The sequence below is a fragment of the Streptomyces sp. WAC 06738 genome (assembly GCF_003945505.1).
In the GTDB taxonomy this organism is placed as follows: domain Bacteria; phylum Actinomycetota; class Actinomycetes; order Streptomycetales; family Streptomycetaceae; genus Streptomyces.
Genome location: NZ_CP029618.1, coordinates 3669810 through 3685406 on the forward strand (window position 1 = coordinate 3669810; position 15597 = coordinate 3685406).

Here is a 15597-nt window from a genome sequence, read left to right on the forward strand (position 1 = left end):
TTCGCAAAGGCAGGACAAAGTCGTGGCAAAAAATGAGGCATTGGCCGCCAGGGTCACCCTGGAAGACGTCGCGCCGAACCGCCGCCAGGGGGGTGCCATACGGGCGCTGCTCACCCCCGCCTCCGTCGGCGCGACCTCCGGGTTCCTGGGGCATCTCGAATTGGCCCCGGGTGAATTCGTCACGGAGCACTACCACCCGTTCTCCGACAAGTTCCTGTACGTGACCGAGGGTTCGGCCGTCGTCCGGGTCAACGGCGAAGAAGTACCGCTGGAATCGGACCAGGCACTGCTCATCACCCGCGGCCAGCGCAACCGCATCGAGAACCGCGGGGAAGGGGTGCTGAAGGCCGTATTCCAGATCGCCCCGCTCGCGCCCCGTCCCGAACTCGGCCATGTGGACACCGAACCCGTGCCCCATCCCGGGTGCGTACCACCGCGCGTGGGTGGCTGATATGGACGGGCACGCGGAGAAACGCGCGGTGATCACCGGCATCGGCGTCAGGGCCCCGGGCGGGGTGGGAACGGACGCGTTCTGGAAACTGCTGGTCGCCGGGCGCACCGCGACGCGCACGATGACGCTGATCGACCCCTCGCCGTTCCGGTCCCGCGTCGCCGCGGAGGTCGACTTCGACCCGGCGGCGGAGGGTCTGTCCCCCGCGGAGGCGGAGACCTACGACAGGGCGACACAGCTCGCGCTCGCCGCCACCCGGGAAGCGGTGCGCGACAGCGGACTGGACACCCCCGCAACGGACCCCGGCCGGATCGGCGTCAGCATCGGCACCGCCGTCGGCTGCACCACCAGCCTCGACCGGGACTACCAGCGCGTCAGCGGCAACGGCGCCCACTGGCTGGTCGACCACACGCGCTCGGCGGAGAGGATCTTCGACTATTTCATTCCGTCGTCCATCGGGCGTGACGTGGCCTGGGAGACGGGGGCGGAGGGCCCGGTGACCGTGATCTCCACGGGCTGCACCTCGGGCCTGGACGCCGTGGGCTACGGAGCCGACCTCATCCGCACCGGCCGGGCGGACGTCGTCGTCTGCGGCGCGACCGACGCCCCCATCTCCCCCATCACCGTGGCCTGCTTCGACGCGATCAAGGCGACCTCCGCGAACAACGACGACCCCGAACACGCCTCCCGCCCCTTCGACCGCCAGCGCGACGGCTTCGTCCTCGGCGAGGGAGCCGCCGTCTTCGTCATGGAGGAACTCACCGCCGCCCACCACCGCGGAGCCCACCTGTACGCCGAAGTCCGCGGCTTCGCCACCCGCTCCAACGCCTACCACATGACGGGCCTGACCCGGGACGGCCGCGAGATGGCCGAAGCCATCCGCGCCGCCATGCGCCAGGCCCGCCGCACCGGCGACGATCTCGGCTACATCAACGCCCACGGCTCCGGCACCCGGCAAAACGACCGCCACGAAACCGCCGCGTTCAAACGCAGCCTCGGCACCCGCGCCTACGAAGTGCCCGTCAGCTCCATCAAGTCCATGATCGGCCACTCCCTCGGCGCCATCGGCTCCCTGGAACTCGCCGCCTGCGCCCTAGCCATCGAATACGGCGTGATCCCACCCACCGCGAACTACGCCAACCCCGACCCCGAATGCGACCTGGACTACGTCCCCAACGTCGCACGCGAACAGCGCGTGGACACCGTCCTCAGCGTCGGCAGCGGCTTCGGCGGCTTCCAGAGCGCAGCCGTACTCACCCGCCCACCCACGAAGGCGGCGGCGCCGTGACCGTGACCGCCGGCGCGGCGACGGCCGCGGCCGGGCGGACCACCGCCGGGGAGGCCGGCACCGCGCCGGCGGGCGCCGTCGTGACCGGAGTCGGCATCGTCGCGCCCAACGGCATCGGCACCGGCGAGTACTGGGAGGCGACCCTCGCCGGCGCGAGCGGCATCGGCCTCATCCAGCGCTTCGACGCGCGCGCCTACCCGGTGCGCGTCGGCGGCGAGGTGCTCGACTTCGACGCCGACGCCCTGCTGTCGCAGCGCATGCTGCCGCAGACCGACCGCATGACGCGCTACGCCCTGGCCGCCGCCGACTGGGCGCTGGCGGACGCCGGTCTGGCGCCGGGGGACCCGGGCCCGTCAGGACCCGGAGCGGCCGGCCTCGGGGAGTACGACCTGGGCGTGCTGACGGCCGGCGCCTGCGGCGGCTTCGAGTTCGGCCAGCGGGAGTTGCAGAAACTCTGGGGGACGGGGCCCGAACGGGTCAGCACCTACCAGTCGTTCGCCTGGTTCTACGCGGTCAACACCGGCCAGGTCTCGATCCGCCACGGCCTGCGGGGCCACAGTTCGGTCTTCGTCTCGGAGCAGGCCGGTGCCCTCGACGCCGCGGCCCAGACCGCACGCCTGCTGCGTTCGGGCACCCTCGGCGCCGCCCTGACCGGCGGCTTCGACGCCCCGCTCTGCCCGTGGGGCCTGGCCGTCCAGCTCCCCACCGGGCTGCTCAGCACCGCCACGGAACCGGAGCGCGCCTATCTGCCCTTCGACGCCGACGCGGCGGGCTACGCGGCCGGCGAGGGCGGGGCGCTCCTGGTGGTCGAGCGGGAGGACACGGCGCTGCGCCGGAACGCCGCCGGGATCTACGGGCGGATCGCGGGACACGCCTCGACGTTCGACCCCCGGCCCGGCTCCGGCCGGCCGCCCGCGCTGGCGGCGGCGATCACCGGGGCGCTGAACGAGGCGCGGCTTGACCCGGCGGACGTCGACGTGGTCTTCGCCGACGCCCTCGGCGTACCGGCCGCCGACCGGACGGAAGCGGAGGCGCTGGTACGGGTCTTCGGCCCGTCGGCCGTCCCCGTCACCGCGCCGAAGACGCTCACCGGCCGGCTCTACGCGGGCGGCGCGGCCCTGGACGTGGCGACGGCCCTGCTCTCCATACGCGACTCGGTCATCCCGCCGACCGCCGGCACCCGTTCCCCCGCGCCCGGCCTCGGCATCGACCTGGTACTCGACGGGCCCCGCGAGACGGCGGTGCGCCACGCGCTGGTCGTCGCCCGCGGCGCCGGCGGCTTCAACTCGGCGCTGGTCCTCAGCCGTTACGGCTGACCGCGGGCCCTGCCCGTACCGGACACACCACACCCCTAGGAGGTCACCCGTGTCCGATTTCACCCTCTCGCACCTCGTCGCTCTCATCAGAGACTGCGCCGGAGAATCCGACGTGGCCGATCTGAGCGGCGACATCGCCGACATGGCCTTCGACGAACTCGGCTACGACTCGCTCGCCCTGCTGGAACTCTCCGCCCGCATCAAGCAGACCCTCGGCGTCGAGATCGCGGAGAGCGAGATGCGGACTCCCGGGGGCACGCTCCGGCTCATCAACGAAGCAGTCTCCGGAAGGGAAGCCTGACATGGGAGCGCGCACCGAACACGCCATCGTGATCGACGCCCCGGTCGACCTCGTGTGGACCATGACCAACGACGTCGAGTCCTGGCCCGATCTCTTCGCCGGCTACGCCGAGACGGAGATCCTCCGGACCACGGACGACGGCATCGACTTCCGGATCAGGACGCACCCGGACGCGAACGGGCGGGTGTGGGAATGGGTGTCCCACCGCGCCCCGGACCGGGAGTCCCTCACGGTCGAGGCGCACCGGATCGAGACGGGCCCCTTCGTCTACATGAAGCTGCACTGGAGCTACCGCGTGACCGGCGAGGGCACCGAGTTGCGCTGGGTGCAGGAATTCGACATGAAGGAAGGCGCCCCGTACGACAACGCCCAGATGACCGCGCATCTCAACGAGATGTCGGAGATCAACATGGGCCGGATCAAGGAGATCGTCGAAACGGCGCACCGCAGCCGGCAGGAGGGCGCCCCCGCCGGCTGACCCCCGGGACCGGCGCGCCCGCCGGCGATGTCGCACACTGGGGGCCAGGTACGACAGACCCCGGACGAAGGGCGCGCCGCGTGGCGACCGACACCACCACCGCAGCCGGACGGCAGGCGTTCCCGTGGGGATGGCTGGTACCGAGTGCGGTGGTGCTGGGGGCCATGACCGTCTGGGGCGTGCTGCGGTATCCCGAGGTGCCGGGGCGGGTGCCGCAGCACATCGGGCCGGGAGGCGTGGACGCCTGGACGGACAAGAGCGTGTGGACGGTGTTCCTGCCGGTCTTCGTGTACGCCGGGCTCACGCTGGTCCTCGTCGCCTGCGCGGCGGCGGCGGCCCGTACCACGCCGCTCGACGCGCTGCCCGAGCCGCGCGACCCGTGGGCGCGGGCCGGCGGGTCCATGGTCAACCGCCCCGCCACCGCCGCCTCCGCGCACCGGCTGGCCCGGGCGCTGCTGCTGCTCAACGCCGGCCTCGGCCTCGGCTTCCTGCCGCCGTGCTGGACGCAGTGGCGTACGACGCAGACCGCCGCCGTCCCCGGCTGGATCCTCCCGGTCACGATCGCGGCCTTCGTGCTGTCCCTCGTCCCCCTCCTCCTGGCCTGGCGGTACGACGCGCGGGCCAAGAGGGCGCGGGGGCGGACGGCTTGAGGGGTCAGGGTGCCTGGCCGCCGGTGGCCAGGCGCATCAGGTCGGTGGTGAAGTCGACGTCCGCCGCGCCCTGTTCCGCGCGGGTGGCCTGGCCGGCGAACCGGTGCTGGTAGCCGGTCCAGTTGTCGTCGGCGATCTGTCGGGGCGCGTCCGTACGGAGCAGGACGGCCAGTTCGCCCGCCGCCCGGCCGATCCGCCTGCCCAGCTCCGGGGAGCCCCAGTCCTCCGGGGCCGCGTACAGCGACGTGGGGACCGGCAGGGCGCGGAGGAAGGCGAAGAGGGGGCGGAGCTGGTCGTCGGTGACCATCGCGTGCCTGGCGGTGCCGCCGGTGGCCGCGAGGATCACCGGCACGGCGATGAGCAGGTCGTTGTCGATCAGGTCGGCGAACGACTTGAAGAGACCGCTGATCCCCGCCTTGTAGACGGGCGTGGCCGCGATCACCGCGTCGGCCCCGGCCAGCCGGGAGATCGCCTCGCTCACCGCCTCGGTGGGGAAGCCGGAGACGAGGGAGCGCGCGATCTCGGTGGCCAGCGGCCCGAGGTCGAGCATCGTCACGGTGGCCGGGATGCCGGCCGCGGCCAGGGTGTCGATGCTCTGCTGCGCGATCCGGCCGGCCAGCCGGCGGGTCGAGGACTCCTCGCTGACACCGGCGTTGATGACGACGATCGTGCGCTCCGTGCTCATGTCGGCCTCCTTCGCTGTGATCGGGCATCGCTGGGGCGGGGGTCGGGGCGGGAGGTGGGCCGGGGGCTCGCGGCGATCAGGGCCTCCGTCAGCTCCCGCAGGGTCTCCATGGCCTGCGGGTCCAGGGCCCGCGTCATCACCTCGCGGACCTGCCGCGCGTGGGCGCGGCCGAGGCTGCGGTACGTATCCCGGCCCCGGGCGGTGAGCGCGACGCGGCAGGCGCGGGCGTCGTCGGGGTCGTCGCGGCGTTCGACGTACCCCCGGGTCTCCAGCCGGGCGACCAGGCGCGACACGCCGGCCTGGGTGAGCAGCGCGTCTTCCATCAGTTCGGTGATCCGGCGCCCGTCCTCCGCGTCGGACAGGGCGTGCAGGACGGCGTACTCGCGCGGGAGCACGTCGCCCCAGTCGCCGGTGTACTCGAACTCGCGGGCGATCGTGGCCTGGGCCCGCAGCAACGACTCCCAGGCCGCGAGCGCGATCCGCGTGGTGTTCGCCATCACCGCACCACGGGGAACTCGGCCCGCACCGCCGGGTCGCTGTCCTGGTACGGCATGGTGCCCGACAGGTTGTCGCCGCGGTTCGGGTTCGGCCGCGGCTGGCGCGGTTCCGCGTCCCCGTACTTGGCGGTGACGAGCGACTCGTGCGTCGGCGCGTCCGGCACGCCCTCCGCCCGGCGCGACTCCAGCTCCCTGCGCAGGACCGGCACGACCTCGGTGCCCAGCAGCTCGACCTGCTCCAGCGCCGTCTCCACCGGCAGCGCGAGGCCGTCGAGCGCGAACAACTGCCGCTGGTAGTCGCCGAAGCCCTCCTGGAAGGTGAGGACCTTGTCGATGACCTCCTGCGGGCTGCCCACGGTCAGCGGGGTGGCCGCCATGTGGTCTTCGAGCCGGGACCCGCGGAACATCGGGTAGTTCTCGAAGTACGGGCGGAAGCGCTCCACCGCGTCCTGCGACCGCGCGGCGATGAAGGACATCCCGCCCAGGCCGACGATGGCCTGCTCGGGCGTGCCGTGGCCGTAGTGCGCGTACCGCTGCCGGTAGAGGTCGACCAGCCGCTTGAAGTGGAAGTTCGGCGCCAGGATGTGGTTGGCGAAGAAGCCGTTCCCGTAGTACGCGGCCTGCTCGGCGATCTCCGGCGAGCGGATCGAGCCGTGCCAGACGAACGGCGGTACGTCGTCCAGCGGCCGCGGCGTGGCGGTGAAGCCCTGCAGCGGGGTGCGGTACTTGCCCTCCCAGTCGACGACGTCCTCGCGCCACAGCCGGTGCAGCAGGTTGTAGTTCTCCAGCGCGAGCCCGACGCCCTCGCGGATGTCCTTCCCGAACCACGGATAGACCGGCACGGTGTTGCCGCGCCCCACCATCAGGTCCAGCCGCCCCTTCGCGACGTGCTGGAGCATGGCGTAGTCCTCGGCGATCTTCACCGGGTCGTTCGTGGTCATGAGGGTGACCGAGGTGCTGAGCATGATGCGCCGCGTCTGCGCGGCGATGTACCCGAGGAGGGTCGGCGGGGACGACGGGATGAAGGGCGGGTTGTGGTGCTCACCCAGCGCGAACACGTCCAGCCCCACCTCGTCGGCCCGCTTCGCGACCCGGACGATGTTGTCGATCCGCTCGGCCTCGCTGTAGGTGCGGCCGGTCAGCGGGTCGGGTGCGATGTCGCCGACGCTGAAGATCCCGAACTGCATGATCCTCTCCTCTCCACTCCGCGCGTCCGCCGGGGCGCGTGGGCGCGTACCCCCTCAACAACATGACTGCTCATGTATTCCGGGAGGGGTGGGCGCGCGGCGCGGATGCGGACGGATCACGCACGGAGGGGACGCGGGCGGCCTCGGCGGCCCATACTGGGCTTCCGATGAAAAAAGCATCCGCGCCTCGGCGCCACCTGCCCACCAGCCCCTTCGACGCGCCCGTCGTCCCCGCGGTCAAGACGTTCGCGCCCGGCGACAAGGTCACACACGACCGGTACGGCCTGGGCACGATCGTCGCCGCCGAGAACGGCGTCGCGATGCTCGTCGACTTCGGCTCGTGCCAAGTCCGGGTCACCGCTCCGTACGATCAGATGGAAAAGCTCTGAAAGCACGCGGCCGGGCGGTCCGATGACCGCGTACCGCACAGCAAGGGGCCGTGCCCTGCGGCACGGCCCCTTGCGCTACGGCTTACGCCGCGTCGTCCCGGATCAGACGATGCGGATGTTCTCCGCCTGCAGGCCCTTCTGGCCCTGAACGACGTCGAACTCCACCTGCTGGCCCTCGACCAGCTCGCGGAAGCCCTGCGCGTCGATGTTGGAGTGGTGCGCGAAGACGTCGGCGCCGCCGCCGTCCTGGGCGATGAATCCGAAGCCCTTTTCGCTGTTGAACCACTTCACGGTGCCGTTTGCCATGGCTTGTGTCTCCTTCTTGGGGGGCATACCGGGGGCATACGTGTGCATGATCCCGCGTCGCCGCGATGAATTCCCGATCCGGAGCAAGCACCGAAAAACAAAAATACGCCCGAGGTCAGAGCCGACGGGCGCACACAAAGTAAATGGGAACCACAACTGCAACTACTTCAGACTAACACAGCCATCCGAACGGCCGCGGCCGTTCGCCTCAGGGCGGCGGCGGGAAACGGAGAGTGACCGTCAGGCCACCCGCCGGGCCCGGCGCGGCGGTGAGGGCGGCGGCGTGGGCCTCGGCGATGGAGGCGGCGATGGCCAGGCCCAGGCCGTGGCCGGGGGTGGCGGCCGTGCGGTCGGGGGTGAGGCGGCGGAAGGGCTCGAAGAGCGCCGGGATCGTGCCGGCGGGGACGGGCGGGCCGGTGTTGGCCACCGTCACGGTGCGGTCCTCGACGCGTACGCGGACGTGCCCGCCCGGGCGGTTGTACTGGACCGCGTTGCGGACGACGTTGGCCAGGAGGTGCCGCAGCAGGACGCGGTCCCCTCGTACGGGCGCGGCGTCCGCCGCCTCGACGGTGAGGTCGACCCGCCGCTCCCCGGCCGCGGCGGCGAGTTCCGCGGCGACCAGGCGCGTCGTGGCGGTGAGGTCCACGCGTTCGGTCCGGTCCAGGCCGCGGTCGCTGCGGGCGAGCAGCAGCAGCGCGTCGACCAGCCGCTCCGCCTCGCGGTTGGTGGCGAGCAGGTCGGCGCGTACCTCCGCGAGGTGCTCCGGCAGCGGGTCGGCGAGGCCGACCTGGAGGCTGGCGCGCTGGGCGGCCAGCGGCGTCTTGAGTTCGTGGGAGGCGTTGGCGACGAAGCGCCGCCGGCTCTCGAAGGCCCGTTCCAGGCCGTCGAGCATGGCGTCGAAGGTGTCGGCGAGGCGGTGGAGCTCGTCGTCGGGGCCGGTGAGGGCCAGCCGCTGGTGCAGGTTCTGCTCGCTGATGCGGCGCGCGGCCGCCGTCATGGACGCGACGGGACGCAGCGCCCGGCCCGCCAGCCACCAGCCGAGGAACCCGGCCAGCAGCGCCAGGACCAGGACGCCGACCGCGGACCAGAGGACCATCTGCCGCAGCGCGGTGTCCTGGACGGCCTGGACGGTCTCCGCCATCTTCCTGATCTCGGCGTAGTCGCCGGGGGCCCGCGCCCCGGAGGCGTCCGTGGGGTGGGTGCCGGTGAGCGGCGGGCCGGCGGTCGAGTGGTACGAGATGTCCAGTCCTTCGACCTTCTCGGCCGTCCCGTGCCGGGCCAGGACCACGACGAAGGCCAGCAGGCCGGTGCCGGTGAGGAGGAAGAGGCCGGTGATCGCCGCGGTGAGGCGGGCGCGGAACGGCAGCCGGCGCAGCAGCGCGCGGGGGTTCAGCCGCACAGCCGGTAGCCCTCTCCGGTGTCGGCGGCGATCACGCCGCCGCCGCCGAGCTTGCCGCGCAGCCGGCTGACGGTGGCGCGGACGGCGCTGGTGCGCGGATCGAGGTGCTCGTCCCAGACGGTACGGACGAGGGTGTCGTGCGGCACCGGCGCGCCCCCGGCCCGTAGCAGCAGGTGCAGCACGGCGAACTCCCGGGGCGTCAGGTCCACGGGCCGGCCGCGGGCGTGGACGCGGTGCCGGACCGGGTCCAGGACGATGCCCGCGAACTCCAGCGCGCCGGGCGCGGGTTTCCGCGCCCTGCGGCTCAGGGTGCGTACCCGCGCGACGAGTTCGGCGAAGTCGAAGGGCTTGGCGAGGTAGTCGTCGGCGCCGAGCGCGGTCAGCCCGTAGACCTTGTCGGTGACCTCGCCCGCGGCCGTCAGCATCAGGATCCGCGGCGGGCCCTCCGCCGCGCGCAGCCGCCGGCACACCTCGTCGCCGCTGAGGCCCGGCAGGTCGCGGTCGAGGATCAGCACGTCGTACGCGGTGTGCAGGCACATCCGCTCGGCCTCGTCGCCGGCGTGGGCGACGTCGACCGCCATGGCCTGGCGGCGCAGGCCGGTGGCGACGGTACGCGCCAGGATGCGGTGGTCCTCCGCTACCAGGACTCTCATCGCCCCATCGAAGCAGGACGGCGATTGCAGCCGCGTAAGTGCGCTGACGCCGCTGTCACGCGCGCTGTCCGGCCGCAGGCGCCGGGTCGCTTTCCCGCCCTAACCGGTCACTCCGCGGGACCCGGCGCGGGCGGGCGCGGGCGTCCTCCGGGCTCCTCGAAGTAGGCGGCGGTCTCGGCGTCCGCCGGGTAGTACGACTCGATGGCGACCTCGGCCAGCGTGATGTCCACCGGCGTGCCGAACGTGGTGATGGTGGAGAAGAGCCGCAGCTCCCGCCCGGCCACGCGGAGGACCATCGGGATCACGACGTCGGACGCGACCGCCGGGCCGGGGCCGGCCGGGTCCGGGTCCTGGTCCGGCGGGTCCGCGGCGCCGGGAGCCAGCAGCTCGTCGTAGAGCGCGGTGAGTTCCGGGTCGGGGGCGAGGGCGAGCTGGCGGCGGATCCGGGCGCGGAAGACGGTGCGTACGTCGTCCAGGTTGACCACCAGCGGGGCGAAGCCGCGCGGGTCGAGTCCCAGCCGGACGAGGTTGACCGGCGGCCGGAGCAGGGCGGGGTCGACGCCGGCGAAGAACGGCTCGACCGCGCGGTTGGTGCGCAGGATGTTCCACCGGCGGTCGAAGGCCACCGCGGGGTACGGCTCGTGGGCGCGCAGCACCCGGGCGACCGCCGCCCCGGCCGCCGCCAGCGCCTCGTCGTCCAGGGGCCGCTCGGGGTAGCGGGGGGCGAAGCCGGCGGCGAGGAGCAGCCGGTTGCGCTCGCGCAGCGGCACGGCGAGATGGTCGGCGAGGCGGAGCACCATGGCGGCGCTCGGGTTGGTCTTGCCCGTCTCGATGAGGCTGACGTGGCGGGCCGAGACGCCGGCGGCGAGCGCGAGGTCGAGCTGGCTGAGCCGCCTGCGGTGCCGCCACTGCCGCAGGAGGTCACCGATGGTGGGCACGGTCCCCGAGGGTACGCACCGCGGCCTCGTACGCCCATGAAATGCCATGTCATCGACAGCCGCCGCGACCGCGGAAACACTGCGTCCCATGACCGCAGAGAGCAACAAGACCCTCGTCCGGCAGGCACTCGCCGCTCTGGTCGAGACGGGCAGCACCGACGGCCTCGCGCCGCTGCTGAGCGATGACTTCGTACACCACCGGCCCGACGCGACCACCTCGGACAAGACCGCCTGGCTCGCCGCCGTACGCGCGGCGCTCACCCCGCTCGCCGGCATGCGGGTCGAGATCCACCACCTGCTGGCCGACGGCGACCACGTCGTCATGCACTCCCGGCGGTGGCTCCCGGACGACGGGCCGGAGATCACGGTGGCCGACGTCTGGCGGATCGAGGACGGGCTGATCGCGGAAGCCTGGGAGATCATCGAGCCGGCGGCGCGGGCCGCCGCCCATCTGTCGTGGTGGGAAGAGCCGGCGGGGAACTGACCGTTCCGTACGGACCACGCGCCCCCGGCCCGCTGGACATGGCCGGGGGCGCGCTGCGCCGGACGGTCAGGGCTTGGCCGTTCCTTCCGGCGTTCGCCCGTAGGCCGCCCACGCACCTGACCGGCTAGTCCTCGTCAGGAATGGCCGTCGGGTTGCAGGGCGCCACGGGGCCGGTGACCAACTGAAAGCCCCAGCCCATGCCGGTGATCGCATCGCCCTGCCACTCAAGGGTTGTCTCCAGCACGAGCGTCTCCCCCGGCTTGAAGTCGGCGGGGCGGACGGTGAAGGTGTACGGGCCGTCGGCCTCGGGCGGCGGCGCGCCCTGCTTGAGCAGGAAGTCGCGGGTGGCGCTCTCGCCTCGCTCGGGCTGGCACTCCTGTCCCCACTCCACATAGTCGACCTCTGCGGACACGCCGTGCTCCTCCAACTGCCGCTCCAGCCCCTCGGCGTCGGTGAACTCCTTGATGGTCGCCGTCACCGTCCCGTCGTCGTTCGTCTCGACGGCGTACGCGGCCGAGCCCCCCATCGCCGGCAGGGCGACCAAGGCGGCGGCACCGGCCGCCGCTGCGCCCACCGAGGCGGTGAGCCCGGCCCACATCCGGCGGCGCGGGCGCGGTGCGCGTGCGGCCACGGCCACCGGCCGGGCCGTCGCGCCCTCCTCCGCGGCGCGCGCTGCGACGACCTGCTTCAGCTCGCCGAGCAGCCGCTCCTCGAAGCCGCCCATCGGGCCCTCTGACTTGCTCATGGTGGTACCTCCTACTGTCTCGGTCCGGAAGCCGCCGACACGGCCGGCGGTGAGACGGGGGCTCCGAAGTGGTCACGGACCCGGCGGCGGGCACGGTGCAGCCGGACCCGCGCGGTGGGCGCCCGGATGCCCAGCGTCTTGCCCGCCTCGCTGACGCTCAGGCCGTCGACCGCGACGAGTTCCAGCACCGCCCGTTCGTGGGCGGGCAGTCGGCTCATCGCCTCGTAGAGCGTCCTGGCCTGTGCCTCGGCGACTATTCGGTCGTCCAGCCTGGCGATGTCGTCCCCCTCGACGAGCCGCCGCCCCGCCAGCCGCAGACCGGCGTCACGCTCGCGCGCGCTGCGCCGCCTGTCGCCGGCCAGCACGTTGCGGGCGATGCCGTACAGCCAGGCCACCGGCGCCCCCCGGGACGGCTTGTAGCCCTCGGCCGACTCGATCGTGGCGAGGAACACCTCCGCCGTCAGATCCGCGGCACGATGCGGATCCGCGATCCGGCGGGCGATGAACCGCTCGACCGCCTCGACGTGCGCGCGGTAGAACGCCTCGAACGCCTGGGGATCCGTGCCGATCCGGCGGACCGCCTCACCCGAGTTGCTGACCATGTGTGATCCCTTCAACCCCTGCCTACATCACGCACTTGGCCGGCGGGCCCAGAAGCGTTACCGCGCGCCACCGCGGGCGAACCGGGCGCGCGTAGCCTCGTCTTCCACTGGACACGGGGAATGCGGGAGGGGAGACGCATGTTCGGCATCATTCGGCCGTGCCGCTGCCGGCTGCCGAAGGGGCTCGCCAAGGAGTGGCTGGGGCATTTGTGCGGGCTGTGCCTGGCGCTGCGCGGCCAGGGCGGGCAGGTCGCGCGGGCGGCCACCAACCACGACGGGCTGCTCATATCGGTGCTGTACGACGCGCAGGCCGCCCCGGCGGAGGGCAAGGCCGGCGGCGGCTGGCGCACCGCCGGACCGTGCCCGCTGCGCCGGATGCGACGGGCGGAGGTGGCGCACGGGGACGGGGCGCAACTGGCGGCGGTGGTGTCGCTCCTGCTGGCCTCGGCGAAGATCCGCGACCACGTCGCCGACGGCGACGGGGCGCTGGCGCGGCCGGTGCTGGCCGCCCCGGCGCAGCGGGTGGCCGGGGGCTGGGAGGCGGCCGGGGCCCGGGGCGGCGCCGGGCTGGGGTTCGACACCGGGGTGCTCGTCGAGGCGGTGGAGCGGCAGCGGGAGGTGGAGGCGCTGGCGGGGCCCGGCACGTCGGTGCTGGTGGTGACCGAGCCGACGGAGCTGGCGACGGCGGCGGCGTTCGCGCACACCGCGAAGCTGGCGGGCCGGCCCGGGAACGAGGCGGCGCTGGCCGAGGCCGGCCGCCTCTTCGGCCGGGTCGCGCACCTCCTGGACGCCGTCCAGGACGCGGAGGACGACCGCCGCACGGGCGCGTGGAACCCGATCACGGCGACGGGCACTCCCCCCGCCCGGGTACGGCAGTTGTGCGACGACGCGACCCGCGGCGTGGCACTCGCCCTGGCGGACGCGGAGTTCACCGACGACCGGCTGGTCCGCGCCCTGCTGGTCGGCGAGCTGGAACGGGCGGTCCGCCGCACCTTCGCCCACGCGGGCGGCGGGTTCGGCCCGCCGCCGCCGGAGTTCGTACCGCTGGGGAAGGGCGAGGAGAGCGAGGAGGAGGAAGCGAAGCAGGAGAAGCACAGCAACTGCGACTGCGGCGGCTGCGACGGCTGTGGCTGCGACGGCGACTGCTGCGACTGCTGCGGTTGCTGCGACTGCAGTTGCTAGACCCGGGGGCGGAGGGGGCTCGGGGTGATCGATCCGCGCTGGGTGTTCGTCAGCGCCGTGCTCGGGATGGCGGGCAGTGTCCGGTACGCGTTCGCCATCGTGCGCGGCACCGTGCGGCCGAATCTCGTGACGTGGTCGCTGTGGGCCGCGGTGCCGCTGATCGCGTTCTCCGCGCAGCTCGACTCCGGTGTGGGGCTGCCCGCGGTGCAGACCCTGGTGGCGGGGGCCGGTCCGCTCGTGGTCGTGGTGACCGGGGTGTGCACCCGGCAAAACCTGGCGCGGCTCGGGGCCTTCGACCTCGCCTGCGCTCTCGCCGCCTGCGCCGCGCTCGGGGCGTGGCTGGGGCTCGGCGAGGCGGCGCTGGCCGTGGTGTTCGCCGTGGCGGCCGACGCGGCGGCGGCGCTGCCGACCGTCGTGAAGGCGTGGCACGACCCCGCCTCCGAGAACCTCCTCTTCTACGTCCTCGTCGGCACCGGCGCCACGGTCACCCTGCTGACGATCACCTCGTGGTCCCCGGCGGCCTGGGCGTTCGCGGCGTACGTCCTCACGCTCAGCGTCTCGCTGGTGGCCATCGTGTCGGGCCGGCGGCGGGCGCTGCGGTACGCGTAGGGCGGGCGCCGCGCCCGCCCTACGCGCGTACCGCGGTCAGCCCTTGTCGAGCATCGACTTCATCGCGTCGATCTCGGCTTCCTGGGAGCTGATGATCTGCCCGGCCATCTTCTTCGCCGGCGGGTACGCACCGTCCGCCTGCTCGGTCTCGGCCATGGCGACGGCACCCTCGTGGTGCTCGATCATCATCTCCATGAAGGCGGTGTCGAACGCGGCGCCCTCCGCCTTCTCCAGGCTCTTCATGTCCTCGGCGGACATCATGCCGCCGGCGGAGCCGTGCATGGAGTGGTCCATCTCGCCTTCCGCGGGGACGTCCTCGCCCCAGGAGGTGAGCCAGCCGGAGAGCGTCTCGATCTCCGGGTCCTGGGCCTTCTTGATCTCCGCGGCGAGCTTCTTCACCTCGTCGGAGGCGGCGCGCTCGGGCGCGAGGTCGGCCATCTCCACGGCCTGGCGGTGGTGGGGGATCATCCCCTTGGCGAAGGTGACGTCGGCGGCGTTCTGCTCCTTCTGGGAGGCGGCGGGGCCGGACGCGGAAGCGCCGCCGTGCTTGCCGTGGTCTCCCGACTCGTCGTCGTTGCCGCCGCAGGCGGCGAGGAGGAGGGCGACCGCGCCCGCGGTCGCCGCCGCGGCGCCGCGGCGGAACAGGGAACGTGTGCGGATCATGACTGTGCAACTCCTTCGCGCGCGCCGCTGCGGGCGCGCGGAACGTACGGATGTCCTGGCATGCGGCAGCACGGCACGGGCCCTGCACAGGGCGGCGTACGAGGGTCGTACGGGGATGGCCGTGCGGGCCGCCGCTATATCCGCAGGAGTTGCAGCTCGGCGAGATCCGGCGGCGCCCGGTCCGGCACCCCGGCGGCCGGCCCGGCGATCGGCGCGGGCGCGGCGGCGGGAGCGCCGGGCAGGGCATCGGCGAGGGCGGGCGGCGCGTACGCGGAGGCCGTACCGGCGGCGGCACACGTACGGTCGGCGTGCGAGAGGTGCCCGGAGCCCCCGTCGGTATGGGAGCAGGCGTCACCGGCGGGCGTGGCGACGGGTGTCTCTGCCACGGGCGCGTGGGGAGCGGGGGGCGCGTGGGAAGCGGGGGACGCGGGGGTCTGCGCCGCGGGGACGAACGCCGCGGGAGCCTGCCCCGCCGGGACGTGCCCCGCGGAAGCCTGCGGCGCCCCGGAGACCGGCAGAGGCGTCTGCGCCACCATCGCCGCCCGCGCCTCCGTCCCGCCGTGGCCCGGCGCCATGGCCGTCGGCCGCTCCGCGGCCGGCGCACCGCCGGGGCCCAGCGCGTGCATGCCCAGCACGCCCGCCAGCACCGCGAGCACCAGCAGCACGAAGAGCCGCCCGGCGGGGCGGCGGCGCGGTCCGATGCGGATGCTCGCGGTCACCCCGCCAGCGTACGCACCCCCACCGACAGCGCGGGCACCGGTCCGGGAAGCCGCC

General features: G+C 73.4%; 21 protein-coding genes. 10 read left to right on the forward strand and 11 right to left on the reverse strand.

Features of this window, described 5'->3' with window-relative positions; translation table 11 throughout:
* Nucleotides 1–40: 40 nt before the first annotated feature.
* From DMB38_RS15730 to DMB38_RS15755, 6 genes are all read left to right on the forward strand, one after another.
* A complete protein-coding gene (locus DMB38_RS15730) occupies nt 41–451 on the forward strand; it encodes a cupin domain-containing protein (RefSeq protein WP_240662274.1) in 411 nt (136 codons plus the stop codon).
* 28 nt (nt 452–479) lie between these two features.
* Nucleotides 480–1739 (forward strand): beta-ketoacyl-[acyl-carrier-protein] synthase family protein, encoded by a 1260-nt coding sequence (locus DMB38_RS15735; RefSeq protein ID WP_276314992.1) that lies wholly within the window; start codon nt 480–482, stop codon nt 1737–1739.
* Between the two features lie 80 nt (nt 1740–1819).
* Complete coding sequence (locus DMB38_RS15740) at nt 1820–3055, forward strand: ketosynthase chain-length factor (protein WP_276314993.1); 1236 nt, start codon at nt 1820–1822, stop codon at nt 3053–3055.
* A gap of 49 nt (nt 3056–3104) precedes the next feature.
* Nucleotides 3105–3356, forward strand: coding sequence for an acyl carrier protein (locus DMB38_RS15745; RefSeq protein ID WP_240662276.1), 252 nt, complete (start codon nt 3105–3107; stop codon nt 3354–3356).
* Between the two features lies 1 nt (nt 3357).
* Nucleotides 3358–3834, forward strand: a complete 477-nt coding sequence (locus DMB38_RS15750) for an SRPBCC family protein (protein WP_125935729.1) — start codon at nt 3358–3360, stop codon at nt 3832–3834.
* Between the two features lie 80 nt (nt 3835–3914).
* Entirely contained in the window at nt 3915–4484 is a 570-nt protein-coding gene (locus DMB38_RS15755; RefSeq protein WP_206337698.1) for a DUF1648 domain-containing protein, read from the forward strand.
* 4 nt (nt 4485–4488) lie between these two features.
* On the opposite strand, the gene DMB38_RS15760 is transcribed toward DMB38_RS15755, so the two are convergent.
* The 3 genes from DMB38_RS15760 to DMB38_RS15770 are packed head-to-tail and all read right to left on the reverse strand — an operon-like array spanning nt 4489 to nt 6853.
* Nucleotides 4489–5169 carry a CE1759 family FMN reductase gene (locus DMB38_RS15760; RefSeq protein WP_125935730.1) on the reverse strand — a complete coding sequence of 227 codons (681 nt, stop codon included), beginning with the start codon at nt 5167–5169 and terminating at the stop codon, nt 4489–4491.
* The gene (locus DMB38_RS15765) at nt 5166–5666 is read right to left on the reverse strand and encodes a MarR family winged helix-turn-helix transcriptional regulator (protein WP_240662278.1); all 501 of its coding nucleotides are present in this window, start codon (nt 5664–5666) and stop codon (nt 5166–5168) included. The genes DMB38_RS15760 and DMB38_RS15765 overlap by 4 nt, the downstream gene beginning before the upstream one ends.
* On the reverse strand, nt 5666–6853 hold the full coding sequence (locus DMB38_RS15770) for a CE1758 family FMN-dependent luciferase-like monooxygenase (RefSeq protein WP_125935732.1): 1188 nt from the start codon (nt 6851–6853) through the stop codon (nt 5666–5668). Before DMB38_RS15770 ends, DMB38_RS15765 begins: the two co-directional genes overlap by 1 nt.
* 167 nt (nt 6854–7020) lie before the next feature.
* On the opposite strand from DMB38_RS15770, the gene DMB38_RS15775 reads away from it, so the two are divergent.
* On the forward strand, nt 7021–7242 hold the full coding sequence (locus tag DMB38_RS15775; protein WP_047016604.1) for a hypothetical protein: 222 nt from the start codon (nt 7021–7023) through the stop codon (nt 7240–7242).
* Nucleotides 7243–7344: 102 nt separating this feature from the next.
* Here DMB38_RS15775 and DMB38_RS15780 read toward each other — a convergent pair whose 3' ends face one another.
* The 4 genes from DMB38_RS15780 to DMB38_RS15795 all read right to left on the reverse strand — a co-directional run bounded on the left by DMB38_RS15780 (nt 7345) and on the right by DMB38_RS15795 (nt 10538).
* Nucleotides 7345–7548 (reverse strand): cold-shock protein, encoded by a 204-nt coding sequence (locus DMB38_RS15780; RefSeq protein ID WP_047016605.1) that lies wholly within the window; start codon nt 7546–7548, stop codon nt 7345–7347.
* A gap of 208 nt (nt 7549–7756) precedes the next feature.
* The gene (locus DMB38_RS15785; RefSeq protein WP_125935733.1) at nt 7757–8947 is read right to left on the reverse strand and encodes an ATP-binding protein; all 1191 of its coding nucleotides are present in this window, start codon (nt 8945–8947) and stop codon (nt 7757–7759) included.
* Nucleotides 8938–9600 (reverse strand): response regulator transcription factor, encoded by a 663-nt coding sequence (locus tag DMB38_RS15790; protein ID WP_125935734.1) that lies wholly within the window; start codon nt 9598–9600, stop codon nt 8938–8940. The genes DMB38_RS15785 and DMB38_RS15790 overlap by 10 nt, the downstream gene beginning before the upstream one ends.
* 107 nt (nt 9601–9707) lie before the next feature.
* Nucleotides 9708–10538 (reverse strand): helix-turn-helix transcriptional regulator, encoded by an 831-nt coding sequence (locus DMB38_RS15795; protein ID WP_125935735.1) that lies wholly within the window; start codon nt 10536–10538, stop codon nt 9708–9710.
* An 88-nt stretch (nt 10539–10626) separates the two neighbouring features.
* On the opposite strand from DMB38_RS15795, the gene DMB38_RS15800 reads away from it, so the two are divergent.
* A complete protein-coding gene (locus DMB38_RS15800; protein WP_125935736.1) occupies nt 10627–11022 on the forward strand; it encodes a nuclear transport factor 2 family protein in 396 nt (131 codons plus the stop codon).
* 124 nt (nt 11023–11146) lie between these two features.
* Here the strand turns inward: DMB38_RS15800 and DMB38_RS15805 are convergent, their stop codons facing one another.
* The gene (locus DMB38_RS15805; protein WP_125935737.1) at nt 11147–11767 is read right to left on the reverse strand and encodes a hypothetical protein; all 621 of its coding nucleotides are present in this window, start codon (nt 11765–11767) and stop codon (nt 11147–11149) included.
* Between the two features lie 11 nt (nt 11768–11778).
* The gene (locus DMB38_RS15810) at nt 11779–12369 is read right to left on the reverse strand and encodes an RNA polymerase sigma factor (protein ID WP_125935738.1); all 591 of its coding nucleotides are present in this window, start codon (nt 12367–12369) and stop codon (nt 11779–11781) included.
* Between the two features lie 138 nt (nt 12370–12507).
* Here DMB38_RS15810 and DMB38_RS15815 point away from each other — a divergent pair, with 138 nt between their 5' ends.
* Nucleotides 12508–13551: a DUF5685 family protein gene (locus tag DMB38_RS15815; protein ID WP_125935739.1), complete on the forward strand. Its 1044-nt coding sequence runs from the start codon at nt 12508–12510 to the stop codon at nt 13549–13551.
* Between the two features lie 24 nt (nt 13552–13575).
* Nucleotides 13576–14160, forward strand: coding sequence for a hypothetical protein (locus tag DMB38_RS15820; protein WP_125935740.1), 585 nt, complete (start codon nt 13576–13578; stop codon nt 14158–14160).
* Nucleotides 14161–14196: 36 nt separating this feature from the next.
* Here DMB38_RS15820 and DMB38_RS15825 read toward each other — a convergent pair whose 3' ends face one another.
* Together DMB38_RS15825 and DMB38_RS15830 are read right to left on the reverse strand one after the other, a co-directional pair.
* The gene (locus tag DMB38_RS15825) at nt 14197–14823 is read right to left on the reverse strand and encodes a DUF305 domain-containing protein (RefSeq protein ID WP_125935741.1); all 627 of its coding nucleotides are present in this window, start codon (nt 14821–14823) and stop codon (nt 14197–14199) included.
* A gap of 134 nt (nt 14824–14957) precedes the next feature.
* Nucleotides 14958–15542, reverse strand: a complete 585-nt coding sequence (locus DMB38_RS15830; protein ID WP_240662280.1) for a DUF6153 family protein — start codon at nt 15540–15542, stop codon at nt 14958–14960.
* Between the last annotated feature and the right edge of the window lie 55 nt (nt 15543–15597).

Coding starts and splice junctions, on each gene's coding strand:
- DMB38_RS15770 (WP_125935732.1), bottom strand. CDS start 6,853: ATGCAGTTCGGGATCTTCAGCGTCGGCGACATCGCACCCGACCCGCTG.
- DMB38_RS15790 (WP_125935734.1), bottom strand. CDS start 9,600: ATGAGAGTCCTGGTAGCGGAGGACCACCGCATCCTGGCGCGTACCGTC.
- DMB38_RS15815 (WP_125935739.1), top strand. CDS start 12,508: ATGTTCGGCATCATTCGGCCGTGCCGCTGCCGGCTGCCGAAGGGGCTC.
- DMB38_RS15780 (WP_047016605.1), bottom strand. CDS start 7,548: ATGGCAAACGGCACCGTGAAGTGGTTCAACAGCGAAAAGGGCTTCGGA.
- DMB38_RS15760 (WP_125935730.1), bottom strand. CDS start 5,169: ATGAGCACGGAGCGCACGATCGTCGTCATCAACGCCGGTGTCAGCGAG.
- DMB38_RS15825 (WP_125935741.1), bottom strand. CDS start 14,823: ATGATCCGCACACGTTCCCTGTTCCGCCGCGGCGCCGCGGCGGCGACC.
- DMB38_RS15800 (WP_125935736.1), top strand. CDS start 10,627: ATGACCGCAGAGAGCAACAAGACCCTCGTCCGGCAGGCACTCGCCGCT.
- DMB38_RS15805 (WP_125935737.1), bottom strand. CDS start 11,767: ATGAGCAAGTCAGAGGGCCCGATGGGCGGCTTCGAGGAGCGGCTGCTC.
- DMB38_RS15775 (WP_047016604.1), top strand. CDS start 7,021: ATGAAAAAAGCATCCGCGCCTCGGCGCCACCTGCCCACCAGCCCCTTC.
- DMB38_RS15750 (WP_125935729.1), top strand. CDS start 3,358: ATGGGAGCGCGCACCGAACACGCCATCGTGATCGACGCCCCGGTCGAC.
- DMB38_RS15810 (WP_125935738.1), bottom strand. CDS start 12,369: ATGGTCAGCAACTCGGGTGAGGCGGTCCGCCGGATCGGCACGGATCCC.
- DMB38_RS15765 (WP_240662278.1), bottom strand. CDS start 5,666: ATGGCGAACACCACGCGGATCGCGCTCGCGGCCTGGGAGTCGTTGCTG.